The organism is Caproicibacterium sp. BJN0003 (assembly GCF_026314295.1).
GTDB lineage: Bacteria > Bacillota > Clostridia > Oscillospirales > Acutalibacteraceae > Caproicibacterium.
Genome location: NZ_CP111108.1, coordinates 1,160,293 through 1,175,078 on the forward strand (window position 1 = coordinate 1,160,293; position 14,786 = coordinate 1,175,078).

General features: G+C 40.5%; 15 protein-coding genes and 5 tRNA genes. All 20 read right to left on the reverse strand.

Going from position 1 to position 14,786, the window contains the following annotated elements:
• Nucleotides 1-21: 21 nt before the first annotated feature.
• The 20 genes from OP489_RS05795 to lepB all read right to left on the reverse strand — a co-directional run bounded on the left by OP489_RS05795 (nucleotide 22) and on the right by lepB (nucleotide 14,762).
• Nucleotides 22-525: a DNA-deoxyinosine glycosylase gene (locus OP489_RS05795; RefSeq protein ID WP_266163376.1), complete on the reverse strand. Its 504-nt coding sequence runs from the start codon at nucleotides 523-525 to the stop codon at nucleotides 22-24.
• Between the two features lie 64 nt (nucleotides 526-589).
• Nucleotides 590-663 (reverse strand) — tRNA-Cys (locus tag OP489_RS05800).
• Between the two features lie 5 nt (nucleotides 664-668).
• A tRNA-Gly gene (locus tag OP489_RS05805) sits at nucleotides 669-744 on the reverse strand.
• A 2-nt stretch (nucleotides 745-746) separates the two neighbouring features.
• Nucleotides 747-822: transfer RNA gene (locus tag OP489_RS05810), tRNA-Phe, on the reverse strand.
• Between the two features lie 3 nt (nucleotides 823-825).
• Nucleotides 826-902 (reverse strand) — tRNA-Asp (locus OP489_RS05815).
• A gap of 5 nt (nucleotides 903-907) precedes the next feature.
• Nucleotides 908-984, reverse strand: a tRNA-Val gene (locus OP489_RS05820).
• 53 nt (nucleotides 985-1,037) lie between these two features.
• Nucleotides 1,038-1,811, reverse strand: a complete 774-nt coding sequence (locus tag OP489_RS05825) for a class I SAM-dependent DNA methyltransferase (RefSeq protein ID WP_266163377.1) — start codon at nucleotides 1,809-1,811, stop codon at nucleotides 1,038-1,040.
• Nucleotides 1,808-2,137 carry a YerC/YecD family TrpR-related protein gene (locus tag OP489_RS05830; RefSeq protein ID WP_180340785.1) on the reverse strand — a complete coding sequence of 110 codons (330 nt, stop codon included), beginning with the start codon at nucleotides 2,135-2,137 and terminating at the stop codon, nucleotides 1,808-1,810. The genes OP489_RS05825 and OP489_RS05830 overlap by 4 nt, the downstream gene beginning before the upstream one ends.
• 72 nt (nucleotides 2,138-2,209) lie before the next feature.
• The gene (gene lysA / locus OP489_RS05835) at nucleotides 2,210-3,508 is read right to left on the reverse strand and encodes a diaminopimelate decarboxylase (RefSeq protein ID WP_266163378.1); all 1,299 of its coding nucleotides are present in this window, start codon (nucleotides 3,506-3,508) and stop codon (nucleotides 2,210-2,212) included.
• Between the two features lie 6 nt (nucleotides 3,509-3,514).
• Nucleotides 3,515-4,129: a ribosome biogenesis GTP-binding protein YihA/YsxC gene (gene yihA / locus OP489_RS05840; RefSeq protein ID WP_266163379.1), complete on the reverse strand. Its 615-nt coding sequence runs from the start codon at nucleotides 4,127-4,129 to the stop codon at nucleotides 3,515-3,517.
• 15 nt (nucleotides 4,130-4,144) lie between these two features.
• Nucleotides 4,145-6,517 carry an endopeptidase La gene (gene lon / locus OP489_RS05845; RefSeq protein ID WP_266163381.1) on the reverse strand — a complete coding sequence of 791 codons (2,373 nt, stop codon included), beginning with the start codon at nucleotides 6,515-6,517 and terminating at the stop codon, nucleotides 4,145-4,147.
• An 85-nt stretch (nucleotides 6,518-6,602) separates the two neighbouring features.
• Nucleotides 6,603-7,928, reverse strand: coding sequence for an ATP-dependent Clp protease ATP-binding subunit ClpX (gene clpX, locus OP489_RS05850; protein WP_266163382.1), 1,326 nt, complete (start codon nucleotides 7,926-7,928; stop codon nucleotides 6,603-6,605).
• Between the two features lie 4 nt (nucleotides 7,929-7,932).
• Complete coding sequence (locus tag OP489_RS05855) at nucleotides 7,933-8,535, reverse strand: ATP-dependent Clp protease proteolytic subunit (RefSeq protein WP_266163383.1); 603 nt, start codon at nucleotides 8,533-8,535, stop codon at nucleotides 7,933-7,935.
• Between the two features lie 50 nt (nucleotides 8,536-8,585).
• Complete coding sequence (gene tig / locus OP489_RS05860; RefSeq protein ID WP_266163385.1) at nucleotides 8,586-9,980, reverse strand: trigger factor; 1,395 nt, start codon at nucleotides 9,978-9,980, stop codon at nucleotides 8,586-8,588.
• Between the two features lie 101 nt (nucleotides 9,981-10,081).
• Nucleotides 10,082-10,771 (reverse strand): metallophosphoesterase, encoded by a 690-nt coding sequence (locus OP489_RS05865; RefSeq protein ID WP_266163386.1) that lies wholly within the window; start codon nucleotides 10,769-10,771, stop codon nucleotides 10,082-10,084.
• Nucleotides 10,772-10,791: 20 nt separating this feature from the next.
• Nucleotides 10,792-12,297, reverse strand: a complete 1,506-nt coding sequence (gene thrC, locus OP489_RS05870) for a threonine synthase (RefSeq protein WP_266163387.1) — start codon at nucleotides 12,295-12,297, stop codon at nucleotides 10,792-10,794.
• 39 nt (nucleotides 12,298-12,336) lie between these two features.
• Complete coding sequence (locus OP489_RS05875) at nucleotides 12,337-12,696, reverse strand: YraN family protein (RefSeq protein WP_266163388.1); 360 nt, start codon at nucleotides 12,694-12,696, stop codon at nucleotides 12,337-12,339.
• Nucleotides 12,689-13,327, reverse strand: a complete 639-nt coding sequence (locus tag OP489_RS05880; RefSeq protein WP_266163389.1) for a ribonuclease HII — start codon at nucleotides 13,325-13,327, stop codon at nucleotides 12,689-12,691. The genes OP489_RS05875 and OP489_RS05880 overlap by 8 nt, the downstream gene beginning before the upstream one ends.
• The gene (gene ylqF / locus OP489_RS05885) at nucleotides 13,327-14,202 is read right to left on the reverse strand and encodes a ribosome biogenesis GTPase YlqF (protein ID WP_266163390.1); all 876 of its coding nucleotides are present in this window, start codon (nucleotides 14,200-14,202) and stop codon (nucleotides 13,327-13,329) included. The genes OP489_RS05880 and ylqF overlap by 1 nt, the downstream gene beginning before the upstream one ends.
• A complete protein-coding gene (gene lepB / locus OP489_RS05890) occupies nucleotides 14,199-14,762 on the reverse strand; it encodes a signal peptidase I (protein ID WP_266163391.1) in 564 nt (187 codons plus the stop codon). Before lepB ends, ylqF begins: the two co-directional genes overlap by 4 nt.
• Between the last annotated feature and the right edge of the window lie 24 nt (nucleotides 14,763-14,786).

Genomic DNA, 14,786 nt, shown 5'->3' on the forward strand with positions numbered 1-14,786 from the left:
CCCTAAAATATGTTACTTCATTCATTTTATGTTGACAGTATTCAACAAAACACGATAAGCATCTACCAAATCATGAAAGCTCATACGGCAATTAGCGGGACTTGTAGAAGGCAAAGCAATTGCATGAATTTTAGTCTTTGGATAAACGAGGCTTTCATATAACTGAAAAGCTTTTTGTCCTGTTGTATAAATCGACTGAATTTCTGTTTCTTTTAGTAAAACTGAAAAATCATTAGGAACAGGTTCCGTAATTGATTGATCAGAAGCACCGCAAATTCGACAAGATTTTAAAACATCCCATAAAGCAATTCGATGTTGCAAAAGAAAAGAAGTTTTTTCTGCATTAGAATTCGGAACAGTTTCGCCAAAAATTTCGGCTAAAACGCGCCAGAAACGATTCTGTGGATGCCCATAATAAAATCCTACCATACGGGATTTAGGGGAAGGCATTGTCCCCAAAACCAAAGCTCTACATTCTGGGCTCCAGACTGGCTCTAAAGGATGTATGATTTTTTTAGGAACCATGATCTAAAATCTCCTCAAATTATTAAAAAAAGACCAAATCTCGAAAGAGATTCGGTCTTTTCAGTGGAGGCGTCACCCAGATTTGAACTGGGGATCAGGGTTTTGCAGACCCATGCCTTACCGCTTGGCTATGACGCCAAAAATGGAGCGAACGACGAGGCTCGAACTCGCTACCTCCACCTTGGCAAGGTGGCGCTCTACCAGATGAGCTACATTCGCAATGGTGCCTCCGGGCGGAATCGAACCACCGACACGGGGATTTTCAGTCCCCTGCTCTACCGACTGAGCTACAGAGGCAAGTGGCGACTCGGAACGGGATCGAACCGTCGACCTCTAGCGTGACAGGCTAGCGTTCTAACCAGCTGAACTACCGAGCCACTGATGGTGGGAACAATAGGACTCGAACCTATGACCCCCTGCTTGTAAGGCAGGTGCTCTAACCAGCTGAGCTATGCTCCCAACAGAGCGAATACTTTCGTATCAGCGACTTATATATGATACTATATCTTGCTTTATTTGTCAATAACTTTTTCCATGTTTTTTACAGATGATTTTTCAGAAACCACCAAAATTCGTTCTGTGTGATTTGTCGGAGCGTTAAAAGTAAAATCTTCATAAACTGCGCGCATCTGCAAACCTGATAGTTCTAATAAAGAACGAATGTCATCGATAGAATAGGCATATTCGTAAAAATTTTCATGGCTTCGATGATAAATTTGCCCTTCCCTTTTAAAGAAATCCAGAGAAATAGAGACTCGATTTTCACGTTCTTCATAAAGATTCTGCCAGATACAATAAACAGGATCGAGATCATAAACAAAAGTATGATCCGCTAAAACATGCTGATGCTTGTATGGCGTATTCAAATCAAAAACAAAATATCCATTTGGCTCCAGAAACAGAGAAACTTTCTGAAAAGCTTTTAAAAGTTCTTTTTTTCCGGATAGATGATTTAAGCTATCCAAAGTACAAAAAACAGTATCGATCGTCCCATAAAGATCTAAATTCTGCATCTTTTGGCAAAGAAATAAAATTTTCTCTCCCGCTGCAGCCACTTTTTGTTGCGCAATCGAAAGCATATCAGGGCTGGCATCGATTCCATAGATGTCAATTCCCATTTGCTTGAGTTCCAAGGTTAAGCTGCCGGTACCACAAGCAAGGTCCAATGCAAGTTTAGGAGTATGCCCAAATTGTGCCAAAACCCGGCGCAGGTATTGTGCCAGCGCCGGGTAATTAACATCTTTCATTAAATAATCGTAATAATTTGCAAAAGCCGAATAACTCATTTTGATTTTATATCTCCGGTCTCTGATTCACTTTTGGGGACATCTTTTATTCGGCCAAAAACCAAACTATAACCGTCGCATCCATAATGCAAAGACCGATTGACACGACTGATCGTTGCAGTAGAAGCACCAGTTTTTTCTACAATATCACTATAAACACGTTTTGTGCTAAGCATATGAGCCACCACAATTCGCTGAGACATTGCTTTAATTTCTGGAACAGTACAAAGATCCTCAAAAAAATTATAACATTCTTCTGCGGACTTTAAAGATAAAATTGCTTCAAATAAAAAATCGACATTATCGTCTTTTAATTTCGAATTCATTTTTTACTCACTCCTCGTCTTCCTGAATTTATATTTTAGCACAGAAAAGGGAAAAAGTAAATCGTTCAGCCATTATAAATCATTGTGAATAAGATCCTCATAGGTTTCCCTCTTTACAGCAATACGGGTCTTTCCATCATGAACCATCACAACGGCAGGACGTGGAATTCGATTATAATTAGAAGCCATGGAATAATTATAAGCTCCAGTCGAAAGGACCGCCAATAAATCGCCCGCTTTACACATCTGCAGAGGAGCATCCTTCTGAATCAGATCCCCTGATTCACAGCATTTTCCGGCGACAGTGACAATTTGCTTTGCAGGCTGGTCTGCATGATTTGCTACAATGACAGTATAATCGCTCTGATAAAGCGCATAGCGCGGATTATCAGTCATACCGCCATCGATAGAAACATATGTACGAATATTAGGAATTTGCTTTACAGCTCCAATCGTGTAAAGTGTAATCCCAGCTTCTCCTACAATAGAACGACCTGGTTCGATATAAATTTTTGGCTCTGTAAAGTCGTATTCTTTACACTTTTGGCCGATCGCTTCTGAAACTTTCTCCATATAAGACTCATACGGGAGAGAATTGTCGGAGGCAATATATTGAATGCCAAAACCACCTCCCAAGTTTAGCTCCGGTAACATGACGCCGGTCTCTTTACGAATCTGCTGCATAAAATCCATCATAACCTGAGCTGCCAGTACGAAGGGCTGTAATTCAAAAATTTGAGAGCCAATATGGCAGTGCAGTTCCAAAAGCTTCAAATTTTTCGCATGAATTGCCATTTTTACGGCCTGCATGGCTTCGCCGGTCTCCAACGCAAATCCAAACTTGGAATCAATTTGTCCGGTCCGTATAAACTGATGAGTATGTGCATCAATGCCAGGCTTAATCCGTAAGGAAACTCCAACTGCCTGATGAAGTTTTCCTGCCATTTCGTCCAACATCTTGAGTTCATCCATATTATCAATAACAATGTGCCCTACACCCGAATTAATTGCGTAAGAAAGTTCATCAGGCGTTTTATTATTTCCGTGCATTTGAATTCGTTCTGCCGGAAATCCTGCTTGTAGAGCTGTGTACAATTCGCCTCCAGAGACAACATCCAGTCCCATTCCCTCTTCATTGACGATCCTGCACATTTCCTTGCAGCAAAAAGCTTTGCTGGCGTAAAGTGGCATTCCATTCCCATGATAGCATTTTTTAAAAGAATTCTGATACATTCGGCAGATACTGCGGATTTTATCTTCATCCATTACATAAAGAGGTGTTCCGTATTCCTGTGCTAATTTTGTAGTATCAATCCCACCAATTGTCAGATGTCCCTGCTGATTTACAGCTAAATGATCAAAATTCAGCATAAAATTTCATTGCTCCTTATTAATTTCCTGCAAAGATGGCATTAAGTTTATATTTTCATCAATGCATTTTCGCAAAACTTCCACACCTTCTCCAGTTTGAGAAGAAAAGGGAATCACTCCTATCTCACGTTTCCCAAATAATTCCTGAAACATTTTTAAATTGAGAGCTCTTTGCGTTTTATTCAGTTTATCACTTTTTGTTATAGCAATCAAGAACGGAAATCCAGTATTCTCAAGAAAAGACACCATATCCAAATCATCAGCCGATGGCTCGTGACGCATATCAATAATCTGGATAATCAGTCGGATATCGCGCTTCATTGAAAGATATCCTTCTACCAATTCAGCCCAACGCTTTTTTTCAGAAAGTGAAACTTTTGCATAACCGTATCCTGGAAGATCCACCAATCTACAGTTGTCAAGCCGATAAAAATTAATGGTTCCTGTTTTGCCTGGCTGTGAGCTTACTCTAGCCAGCGATTTTCGATTTAATAGCTTATTAATCAACGAAGATTTACCAACATTTGATTTTCCTGAGAATACAATTTCTGGCATCGTTGAAAATGGGAGCTGATTTGAGCGACCAAAAGAAGCTTCAAAATCAGCAGTTTCAATCTTCATTTGAGATATCCTTTCTTATTGTAAAGGGACAGGCTTTTTGGTTAGCGCAACATTTAAAACCTGATCGATTTCTTCGACAGGAAGGAATTGAACTGATTTTTTAACTTCCGTATCTACTTCTTCCAAGTCCGGAACATTTTCAGATGGGATCAAAACCGTTTTAATTCCTGCGCGGTAAGCTGCCATTGTTTTTTCTTTTAACCCACCAATTGGCAAAATCCTGCCAAGAAGAGTAATTTCACCGGTCATAGCAACATCGTGACGAATTGGAATACTGGTCAAAGCAGAAGTGATTGCAGTAGCCATCGCCGCACCGGCACTAGGACCGTCTTTCGGGATAGCTCCCTCTGGGGCATGGATATGGATATCATATTTACTATAAAAATCGGTTCGAATTCCAAGCGATTTGGCTCTTGTACGAATACAGCTGATGGCGGTTTTTGCCGATTCCTTCATAACATCGCCAAGGCTTCCGGTTAGTTCAATTTTTCCGCTGCCATCCATGACCGCAACTTCAATTGGCAGCATTTCTCCCCCAACTGTTGTCCAGGCCAATCCATTTACGAGTCCTACCTGATCTTTTTTATTCTGATTTTCTTCTCGAAATTTTTTAGGGCCTAAAAACTCTTCGAGATTTTTTGGGGTCACGTGAATGACTATTTTAGAATTTTTAACAATTTTTATTGCACTTTTTCTGCAGATTTCTGAGATCATACGTTCCAGTCCGCGGACTCCGGCTTCCCTTGTATAACCATCAATTATCGCATGAATAGCAGATGCAGAAATTTTTAGCTGATCAGAATTAATCCCGTTCTTTTTCAGCTGTTTGGGAATTAAATGTTTTCCTGCAATATGAAATTTTTCCTGATGGGTATAGCTGCCCAAGGTAATAACATCCATACGGTCGTAAAGCGGAGCAGGAATTGCAGAAGCGTCATTTGCAGTCGTTAAGAACAATACATGACTGAGGTCAAATGGTAAATCAATATAATGATCATAAAACGTTGAGTTTTGATCTGGATCCAATACCTCTAACAAAGCACTGGAAGGATCTCCTCGAAAATCATTTCCGAGCTTATCAATCTCATCCAAAAGAAGGAGCGGATTATTGACCCCGGCCTGTCTGATTGCATTAATGATTCGTCCCGGCATAGAACCAATATAGGTTTTGCGATGCCCCATAATATCGGATTCATCCCGAACACCACCTAGCGAGACTCTAATGTATTTTCGCCCAATCGCTTCCGCAATCGAGTGTGCAATACTAGTTTTGCCGACTCCCGGAGGTCCAACAAGGCAAATAATCTGCCCTTGCATTTTGGGGTTCAGCTTTTTAACCGCTAAGGATTCTAGAATTCGCTCTTTTACTTTCGTTAGTCCGTAATGATCACGATCCATAATCTTTTTCGCTTTTGAAAGATCAATATGTTCTTTAGAAGAACTATTCCATGGTAAAGAAAGACAAGTATCCAAATAGCTCAGAATAACGCTGGCCTCATGAGAACCTTCAGGCATTTTAGCCATTCGATCGCATTCTTTTAGTAATTTTTCCTGCTGTTCTTTCGGCATACCAGCCTCTTGAATGCGTTTGCGCATTTGGTCGGCTTCTTCTGCAGGGGTATCGTCCTCCCCCAGTTCGTCAGCGATTGCACGCATTTGTTCCCGAAGATAGTAATCTCTTTGATTCTCGTCAATTTGCTCTTTGGCCTTTTCCTGAATTTTATTTTCCAGGGTCAATACTCGAATTTCATCTTTCAATATGCGCGAAAGTTTTTGCAGTCTACTAAAAGGAGAAAGTTCTTCCAAAAGTTGCTGCTTTTGTTCATAATCAAAATTGATATTTGCGGCAATATAATCTGCAAGATCACCGCAATTCTTTTTTTCTAAAACACCGATCACAAGATCCGGAGAAATTTGCGTATAGTTTCGAATATACTCTTCAAACTGTGTACGAACATATCTCATCTGTGCTTCTTGCCGCGGAGTGACCTTTTTTGTCACCTTTGTGGGAAGGATTGCAACTTCAGCAGAAAGATATTCCGTATTGCCCTCTGGCATGGAAATGATTTTCCCACGAGAAATTCCTTCGACGATCACTCGAATTCCCTCATCAGAGCGCCGAATTACCTGTCTGACTTTAGCAATTACACCGATTGAATAAAGATCGTCTTTACCTGGATCATTAACAGTTAGGTCTTTTTGAGCGACCAAAAAGATCTTTTGCTCTTGATCCATAGAGTTCTTTAGCGCTAAGATGGATTTTGGGCGTGCTACGTCAAACTGCAGAGACATTCCAGGAAACACGACAAGCCCCCGTAATGCCAAAACAGGAATCAGAGGATGTTCAGCACTAACTAATTCGACTTCTTTTTGTGTTTCATTGCTCATTGTAAAACTCCTTATTGAAAAAAGCTGCCGCAGGGGAAAATCAGTTTATTCCCCACTTACAGCAGCCTTATATAAAACAAAATAATTAAGCCGTATCTCTGCGCCCACGTTTTTTGTTGGCGGAACGCGGAATTGAAATCTTAATTTTTACCGGTTTCCGGTCTGGGTTACGAACAATTTCAGGGTCTGCTCCATTCTCGACTGTATCTTTGTTAACAGTTATCTTCTCGATTGTATAGTCGGAAGGTACATTATACATCAATCTTGTCAGAATGTTTTCCATCGTAGAACGTAATCCACGCGCGCCAGTATGACGTTTAACGGTCATTTGTGCAATAGCAAGCAGGGCGTCTTCGGTAAACTCCAGATCTACTTGATCTAGCTGAAAAAGTTTTTGATACTGTTTGACAAGGCAGTTTTTCGGCTCTGTCAAGATACGAATCAACGCTTTTTCATCAAGGCCACTCAAAGCTGTAATAACCGGCAGTCGACCTACGAGTTCCGGAATGATTCCGAATCTCACGAGATCATGAGGAACGACTTCAGACATCCAATCATGTGCATCCAGTTCCGCCTTGCTGTGAACTTCTCCACCAAAGCCTAGCGAAGTTGAAGCACTTCGACGTTCAACAATTTTGTCAAGGCCATCAAACGCACCACCGCAAATAAACAAAATATTTGTTGTGTCAATTTGAAGAAATTCCTGCTGAGGATGTTTTCTTCCTCCCTGCGGAGGAACATTTGAGACAGTCCCTTCCAAAATTTTTAAAAGGGCTTGTTGAACTCCCTCGCCGCTAACATCACGCGTGATAGAAGGATTTTCTGATTTGCGAGCAATTTTATCAATTTCATCGATATAAATGATGCCATGCTCTGCTCTTTCAATATCGAAATCTGCTGCCTGAATCAAACGCAAAAGGATATTTTCAACATCTTCGCCCACATAACCGGCTTCTGTCAATGTAGTTGCATCTGCAATGGCAAAAGGGACATCCAAAATTTTGGCCAGCGTCTGTGCCAACAGTGTTTTTCCAACTCCGGTTGGTCCAAGCAGAAGGACGTTGCTCTTTGTCAGATCAACATCATCACTATGCCCATAGTAAATACGTTTATAGTGATTATACACGGCTACTGAAAGTGCCATTTTTGCACGATCCTGACCGATTACATATTCATCAAGACATTTTTTAATTTCCCGAGGTTTCAGCAACTCTTTTGTTGCACCGGATTCTAAGTCTGTATGGCGCGTTGAGAGATTCATCTCATCGTCAAGAATAGACTTACATAGTTCGATACAAGAGTCGCAAATATAAACTCCAGGACCTGCAATTAGGCGGCGAACTTCACTTTGTGGTTTCCCGCAAAAAGAACAGCAAAGTTCGCGATCTCCAAATTCTTCATTTGAGCCCAAACAATCACCTGCTTATCTCTGTTTTATGATCTTTGATAATTTTATCAATCAAACCATATTCCAAAGCTTCTTCCGGAGTCATAAAATGATCCCGATCGGTATCACGCATAATATTTTCGATCGGCTGACCAGTACGCTCTGCAAGGATTTGATTCAATAATTCCTTTTTCTTTGCCAAGTAACCAGCATGAATCATGATGTCAGATACTTGTGACTGAGGGACGCCTCCGCTTGGCTGATGAATCAAAATATCAGTGTGTGGCAGTGAAAAACGTTTTCCTTTTGCACCGGCTGCAAGAAGGAAAGCGCCCATACTGGCAGCTAATCCCATACAGATAGTAGATACATCACATTTAATGTACTGCATCGTATCATAAATTGCCATACCAGCTGTTACAGAACCGCCGGGGCTGTTGATATAAAGACTGATATCCTTTGTAGGGTCCTGTCCTTCCAAATATAACAGCTGTGCTACTACTAGATTGGCGGAAGTATCCGTAACTTCTTCTGTCAGCATAATGATGCGGTCATTTAATAAACGGGAAAAAATATCATAAGAACGCTCGCCATGGTTTGTTTGTTCAATTACATATGGAACTAAACTCATTTAAAATTGCCTCCAAACTTCATTAAAAGATTAGGCAAAAGAAAGGCAGCTTATTCAGCTGAAGCTTCTGATTCTTTCTTTTCACTTTTTTCTTTTGTTGCTTTCGTTTTTGAAGACTTGGCTGTTTTTTCTTTTGACTTTGCAGCAGATTTGCTGTCTTCGCCTTCTGTAACAATTGCATTATCCCGGACGAAATCCATTGCTTTTCCAGCTTTTAAGTCTTTGGAAAGATCTTCTGCAGGAATTGCTTTCTTCACTTTATCAACATCAAGATGATATCCTTCAGCCAGCTTCTGGTATTCTTTTTCAAGATCTTCTTCCGTAGGCTTTGCATTTTCGAGCTCGGCAATCTTTTCAAGTGCCAGACGCAGTTTTACCTGACGCTCAGCCTGCGGACGCATATTTTCGCGCATTGCTTTTTCATCCATACCGGTATATTTCATGTAGGATTCCAAATTGAGCCCCTGAGACTGCAACCGATAAGCAAATTCGTTGATATCCTCATTGATGCGGTTTTCAAACATTGCTGCAGGAATTTCTCCTTGAAGCAGTTCAACCATCTTATCAATCAGCTGATTGTCAACGTCATCTTTTGCAGCATTTTCGCGGCTCTCAGTCAGCTTCTTTTCAACATCTTTCTTATATTCATCCAGAGTATCAAAATCGCTGACGTCTTTTGCAAAGTCGTCATCTAATTCCGGAAGCTCTTCTTTCTTGACCTCGTGTACTTTGATCTTAAAGACAGCTTCTTTGCCCTTTAAGCTTTCTTCCTGATAATCTTCAGGGAAGGTTACGGTAATATCAAATTCATCGTTTGCTTTATGACCGACGATCTGATCTTCAAATCCGGGGATAAACTGTCCGGCTCCAAGATTCAAGCTGTAATTTTCAGCTTTGCCACCTTCAAAAGCTTTTCCATCGACAAAGCCCTCAAAATCGATCTCTGCAATATCGCCGTTCTGAGCAGCACGATCTTCTACAGTGACCATTCTGGCGTTCCGTTCCTGTATTTTCTTTAGTTCAGCAGCAATATCATCTTCAGTGATTTTTACAGGAGGCTTTTTTGCTTCAATACCCTTGTAATTTTCAATGGTAACTTCTGGTTTTGTAGTAATGGTTGCTTTAAAAACAAGGCCTTCTTTTTCAGCAGAGACTAAGTCAAAATCAATTTTGTCCTCAATCATTTCCAGATTAGCAGCTTTTACAGCTTCTTCCAGAGCGCTGGGATAAACCTCATTGATGGCATCCTCATAGAAAACATTTGCGCCATAATATTTTTCGATAAAAGAACGTGGAGCTTTTCCTTTACGGAATCCCGGAATATTAATACGATTTTTCTGCTTTTTATAGGCATGATCAACTGCCTTTTCAAAAGTATCTCCGTCAACTTCAATTTCTAACTGATAGCGGTTAGTTGCAACCTGGTTGGATGATTTCAAACTCATTTTAATTTCCTCCTGCGAAATAGCAAATTATCTTGATAATTATAACATAGTCGTTCTGTTTTTTCTATACAAATATGGAGAATTTATAATTTGTTTAACATTTACCGTACTAAAATCGGACAAAACTTCAAATAATCGCAAGAAATTAGATGCATTTGAATGCCTTTATAATTTCCTGTGATTGCACGCCGCATTGCCTGACTACCGTGAATATGTCCAAAATAGCATTCTTTGATATGGTTTTCCAAAAGGACGTCCAAAATTTCAGTACATTCATTTCCGTCATAAACCGGCGGATAATGAAGAAAAGCAATCGGAGTTCCTCCGAGCTTTTTAGCTTCATCAAGAGAAGTCTTTAGTCTGCCGACTTCTCTGTTAATCACTTTTTGATCTTCTGGTGTCTCTGCATTATAGAGCCATCCGCGCGAGCCAAAGACAGAGATGTCTCCTACTAATTCAGCGGAATTGTGAATGATTTTTAAAGTGGAAAACCCATTCTCAATTAAAAAGTTTTCCATCTTTCTGCGCGTAGACCACCAATAATCATGATTTCCCTTGAGAATCAGTTTGGTTCCCGGAAGCTGATTTAAATAAGTAAAATCCGCTTTCGTATCCTGCAAATTCATCGCCCAGCTAATGTCTCCGGCAATTACGACGGTATCTTCCGGTTTTATAAAAGAGACCCAGTTTTTTTGAAGACGTTCCGTATAATTTTCCCATCCGTGAAAAACATCCATAGGTTTGTCTGTTCCCAAAGAAAGGTGTAAATCAGCAATTGCAAACAGCGACATATCCGGGCTCCTGTCTTTTTTTATTCTGCATCTGAAAATTTCAAAACTTCCTGTTTCATTTCTTCCGGATGACAGCTTTCTGTAAAACGAACTTTTTTATCAGACAGTGCCTTGATTGGCTCTGGAATTTCAGTGTCGCTTAATTCCGAAAGTTTTACTGCCTTCTGAAAATCGTTCTCAGAATCATAAGGTTTTTCTAAAATAGCACTTAAAACGTTATCTGAAAATTTATAAGGACTAGCAGTTGAAGCGATAATTGCAGGAATCTTTTCATCCTTTGTCTCCGAAAGATATTGATGATAGACGTTTACCGCAACAGCAGTATGTGGGTCGCACAGATAATGTTCATCGCAAAACAGATTATGAATCGTTTGTTTTGTGTTTTGATCACTGCAGCAGCCTGCCCAAAAAAGATCTTTTAAAGAAACTTTTACAGAATCAGTTACTTCATACCGTCCTGTTTTTGAAAGAGAATCCATCCACTCGCGAACCTGACAATCTGATTTTGTCAAATGACTCAACAGACGTTCCAAATTGCTGGAGATCAAAATATCCATGGAAGGAGAAATTGTTGTATAGAACGTTCTATTTCGATCATAAATTCCAGTGCGAATGAAATCGGTAAGAACATTATTGGAATTGCTTGCACAGATCAGCTTATGGACTGGGAGTCCCATTTGCTTTGCATAAAAAGCCGCCAAAATATTCCCAAAATTTCCAGTGGGAACAACGACATTGACCTGTTCGCCCTCTTTAATCCTTGATTCTTTTACTAAATCACAATAAGCAGAAATATAATAAACGATCTGAGGAAGAAGACGTCCCAAATTAATAGAATTGGCGCTTGAGAACATTTCTCCGCATTCCGACAATTTTTGACGGATTTCTGAATCAGTAAAGAGTTTTTTTACTCCAGACTGCGCATCATCAAAGTTTCCGGCAATTGCACAGACAAAAACATTTTTTCCTTCTTGAGTAACCATCTGGCGTTTTTGCATGGGGCTGACCCCATCTTCCGGATAAAAAACAAGAATTTTTGTCCCCGGAACATCACGGAATCCTTCTAAAGCTGCTTTCCCAGTATCTCCGGAAGTAGCGACCAAAATAATTGCCGTTTTATTTGCTTGAATCTTTTGAAGGCTCTTTGTCAAAAGATGAGGCAAAAGCTGAAGTGCCATATCTTTAAAGGCACAAGTCGGTCCATGCCATAACTCCAAAAGATATAAATTAGCGCTATCAATATTTACAAGAGATAACGGCGCAGGGCCACCTGGAAATTTTTCTTCTGTATAAGCTCTTTTTACGCAATCTTCAATTTCGTCTGCGCTGAAATCCGTAAGATACATAGAGAGAATTTTCTGAGCACGTGTTTGGTAATCTGCATTTTGCAGAAAAATAAAATCCTGCTGTGTCAATTTTGGAAATGTTTCCGGAACAAAAAGTCCTCCATCTTCACAGATTCCTTGCGCAATTGCCTGTGCGGAAACTGCCTCTTGCGAAAAATCTCTTGTGGACCGATATTTCATATCAGATTGCCACTTCCTTTCCGTAATAATAAAATCATTTTATTCGCTTTGGAATGCGTTTTCAAGATACTGAATTTTCCCCACCGTATTATTCGGTCCAACTTCAATTCCAACAGCATCAAACCTTGGCTGAAGATCAGAAGGATATTGTAAAAGCCAAGTTTGAGCGGTCATAATCATTTTGTGCTGCTTTTGCGGAGTAATCGCTTCCATTGGGGATACCATTGCATGTTTTCGCCGCGTTTTTACTTCTACAAAACTGATGATTTCCTTATTGCAGGAAATAATATCAATTTCTCCATACCGGGAATGAAAATTTCTCGCTAAAATTTTCCAGCCGCGTTTTATTAAGTAATCTGCAGCTAGTTTCTCTCCCCAATCTCCAAGTAAATTAGCCATTTGATTCACCGAGAATCTTCTTTAAAAAGCTAGTGCGATGAATTGGGCAGGGACCATATTGAAGCAGTGCCTTAACATGCTCAGCGGTACCATATCCCTTATTTCTCGCGAAACCATATTCCGGATAAAGCTCATCTAATTTGATCATCAAACGGTCACGGCTCACTTTTGCCATAATAGACGCAGCGGCAATATTTTCACTGCTGCCGTCTCCCTTTATAATCGTGCGAACTTCTATCCCGTCACCAAGAAAAGGTGTACGATTTCCATCAACTAAAGCAAGATCTGGTTTTGTCGGCAATGCTTCCACCGCACGGCGCATCGCAAGAAAAGTCGCCTGCAAAATATTGATTTCATCAATTTCTTGTTCGGTTGCAAATCCGACCGCCCAGCCAACAGCTTTTGTTTTAATAACAGCGAATAACTCTTCTCGCTTTTTAGGCGACAATTTTTTGGAGTCGTTAACTCCCGGAATCACACAACCAACTGGCAAAATTACTGCGGAAGCAAAAACAGGTCCGGCTAAAGGGCCACGTCCGACTTCATCTATTCCGCAAATTTGTTGGAAACCTTCATTAGAAGCTTCTTTTTCATAAAAGAGCCAGTCTTTTGAATCTTTGCTTTCTCGCATTATTTGCTTTCCTCCGGAAGTTCCAAAGTAATTCGTCCGATTTTAGCACTTCTAAATTCGTCCAAAATCATAATAGAAGCTCGCTCTGTATCAATTTCCCCGCCGGAGATCAGCATCCCACGCTTTTTCCCAACTAGCTGTAAGATCTTCCATCCTTCTAACTTCTGTAAGTCTGTCTCATCCAGCTTATAGCGGGAGCAAAGTTCCTGCGGATAGATACGCACTAAAAGTTCCAGCAATCTCGAAGCAAGCTGTTCCGTATCCAGAACGTCGTCTTTAACGGCTCCTGTAAAAGCGAGATGTTCTCCAACAATCTTGTCTTCAAATTTCGGCCAGAGAACTCCCGGAGTATCCAGCAAATCAAATCCTTTGCCGATCGTAAACCATTGGTTAGAACGCGTAACACCAGGCCTGTCCTCCACGTTGGATTTGCTGGATTTAGAAAGGCGGTTAATCAAAGAAGATTTCCCGACATTTGGTACTCCGACTACCATGATTCGAATGGTTCTTCCAACCATGCCCTTTTTCTGCCATGCAGAAATTTGTGGCGCCAGAACTTTTTTTACTAAAGGAATAAATTCATTTAAGCTTTTTCCACTTTTGCAGTCCAGCGCAATGGCAGGAATGTTTTGTCCTTCAAAAAAGTGAATCCATTTCTTGGTGGCTGAAGGATCAGCCATATCACTTTTATTCATCAAAATAACACGTGGCTTTTTTTGAATCAGTTCTCCAAGAATGGGGTTTCTGCTGCTGATCGGAATGCGGGCATCAATTAATTCAGCCACTGCATCAACCATCTTCAAGCTTTTTTCAATTTGCCGCCGCGTTTTCGTCATATGTCCCGGAAACCATTGAATTGACTGTGCCTCACTCACGAAACAATTCCTCCCATCCGATCAAAAGGAAATATAATGAGCATAGCCTTGCCGATTATATTTTTCTGATCAATAAATCCAATATCAGCACTCCGACTGTCTTTCGATACGGAGCGGTTATCTCCCAAAACAAACACATGTCCTGAAGGGACGGTCAGCGGAAACTGCAGATCAGATTGCTGATCGGTGCGGTTGTTCCCTATATACCTAGTTTCATCCAGTTCGACTCCGTCAACAGACACTTTCCCCGAAGTACGATCAATATCCACGGTCTGATTTTCGGTTGCAATGACACGTTTAACCAGAGGAACTTCTTCAGAACCATTCGGCGCAATTACCACAACATCTCCGTTAGTGGGCTTTGTATAAATTCCGGTTAAAAGAATGCGATCCCCAGAATATAAATTTGGAATCATTGAAGTACCATACACTTCTGCCACACGGAAAAACGCAGAAAAAAGCAACGTCACTATGATCAGAGCTGCAATGACTGCTTCGACCCATTCATAAATACTAATTACTCTGTGATTTTTTGAAGTGTTTTCTATATTGCGCTTCACTTTCTTACTCCTTTACGGAACAAA

Excerpts from the sequence above, each read along its gene's own strand:
- OP489_RS05795 (WP_266163376.1), bottom strand. The coding sequence starts at position 525 with ATGGTTCCTAAAAAAATCATACATCCTTTAGAGCCAGTCTGGAGCCCA.
- OP489_RS05825 (WP_266163377.1), bottom strand. The coding sequence starts at position 1,811 with ATGAGTTATTCGGCTTTTGCAAATTATTACGATTATTTAATGAAAGAT.
- OP489_RS05830 (WP_180340785.1), bottom strand. The coding sequence starts at position 2,137 with ATGAATTCGAAATTAAAAGACGATAATGTCGATTTTTTATTTGAAGCA.
- lysA (WP_266163378.1), bottom strand. The coding sequence starts at position 3,508 with ATGCTGAATTTTGATCATTTAGCTGTAAATCAGCAGGGACATCTGACA.
- yihA (WP_266163379.1), bottom strand. The coding sequence starts at position 4,129 with ATGAAGATTGAAACTGCTGATTTTGAAGCTTCTTTTGGTCGCTCAAAT.
- lon (WP_266163381.1), bottom strand. The coding sequence starts at position 6,517 with ATGAGCAATGAAACACAAAAAGAAGTCGAATTAGTTAGTGCTGAACAT.
- OP489_RS05855 (WP_266163383.1), bottom strand. The coding sequence starts at position 8,535 with ATGAGTTTAGTTCCATATGTAATTGAACAAACAAACCATGGCGAGCGT.
- tig (WP_266163385.1), bottom strand. The coding sequence starts at position 9,980 with ATGAGTTTGAAATCATCCAACCAGGTTGCAACTAACCGCTATCAGTTA.
- OP489_RS05865 (WP_266163386.1), bottom strand. The coding sequence starts at position 10,771 with ATGTCGCTGTTTGCAATTGCTGATTTACACCTTTCTTTGGGAACAGAC.
- thrC (WP_266163387.1), bottom strand. The coding sequence starts at position 12,297 with ATGAAATATCGGTCCACAAGAGATTTTTCGCAAGAGGCAGTTTCCGCA.
- OP489_RS05875 (WP_266163388.1), bottom strand. The coding sequence starts at position 12,696 with ATGGCTAATTTACTTGGAGATTGGGGAGAGAAACTAGCTGCAGATTAC.
- OP489_RS05880 (WP_266163389.1), bottom strand. The coding sequence starts at position 13,327 with ATGCGAGAAAGCAAAGATTCAAAAGACTGGCTCTTTTATGAAAAAGAA.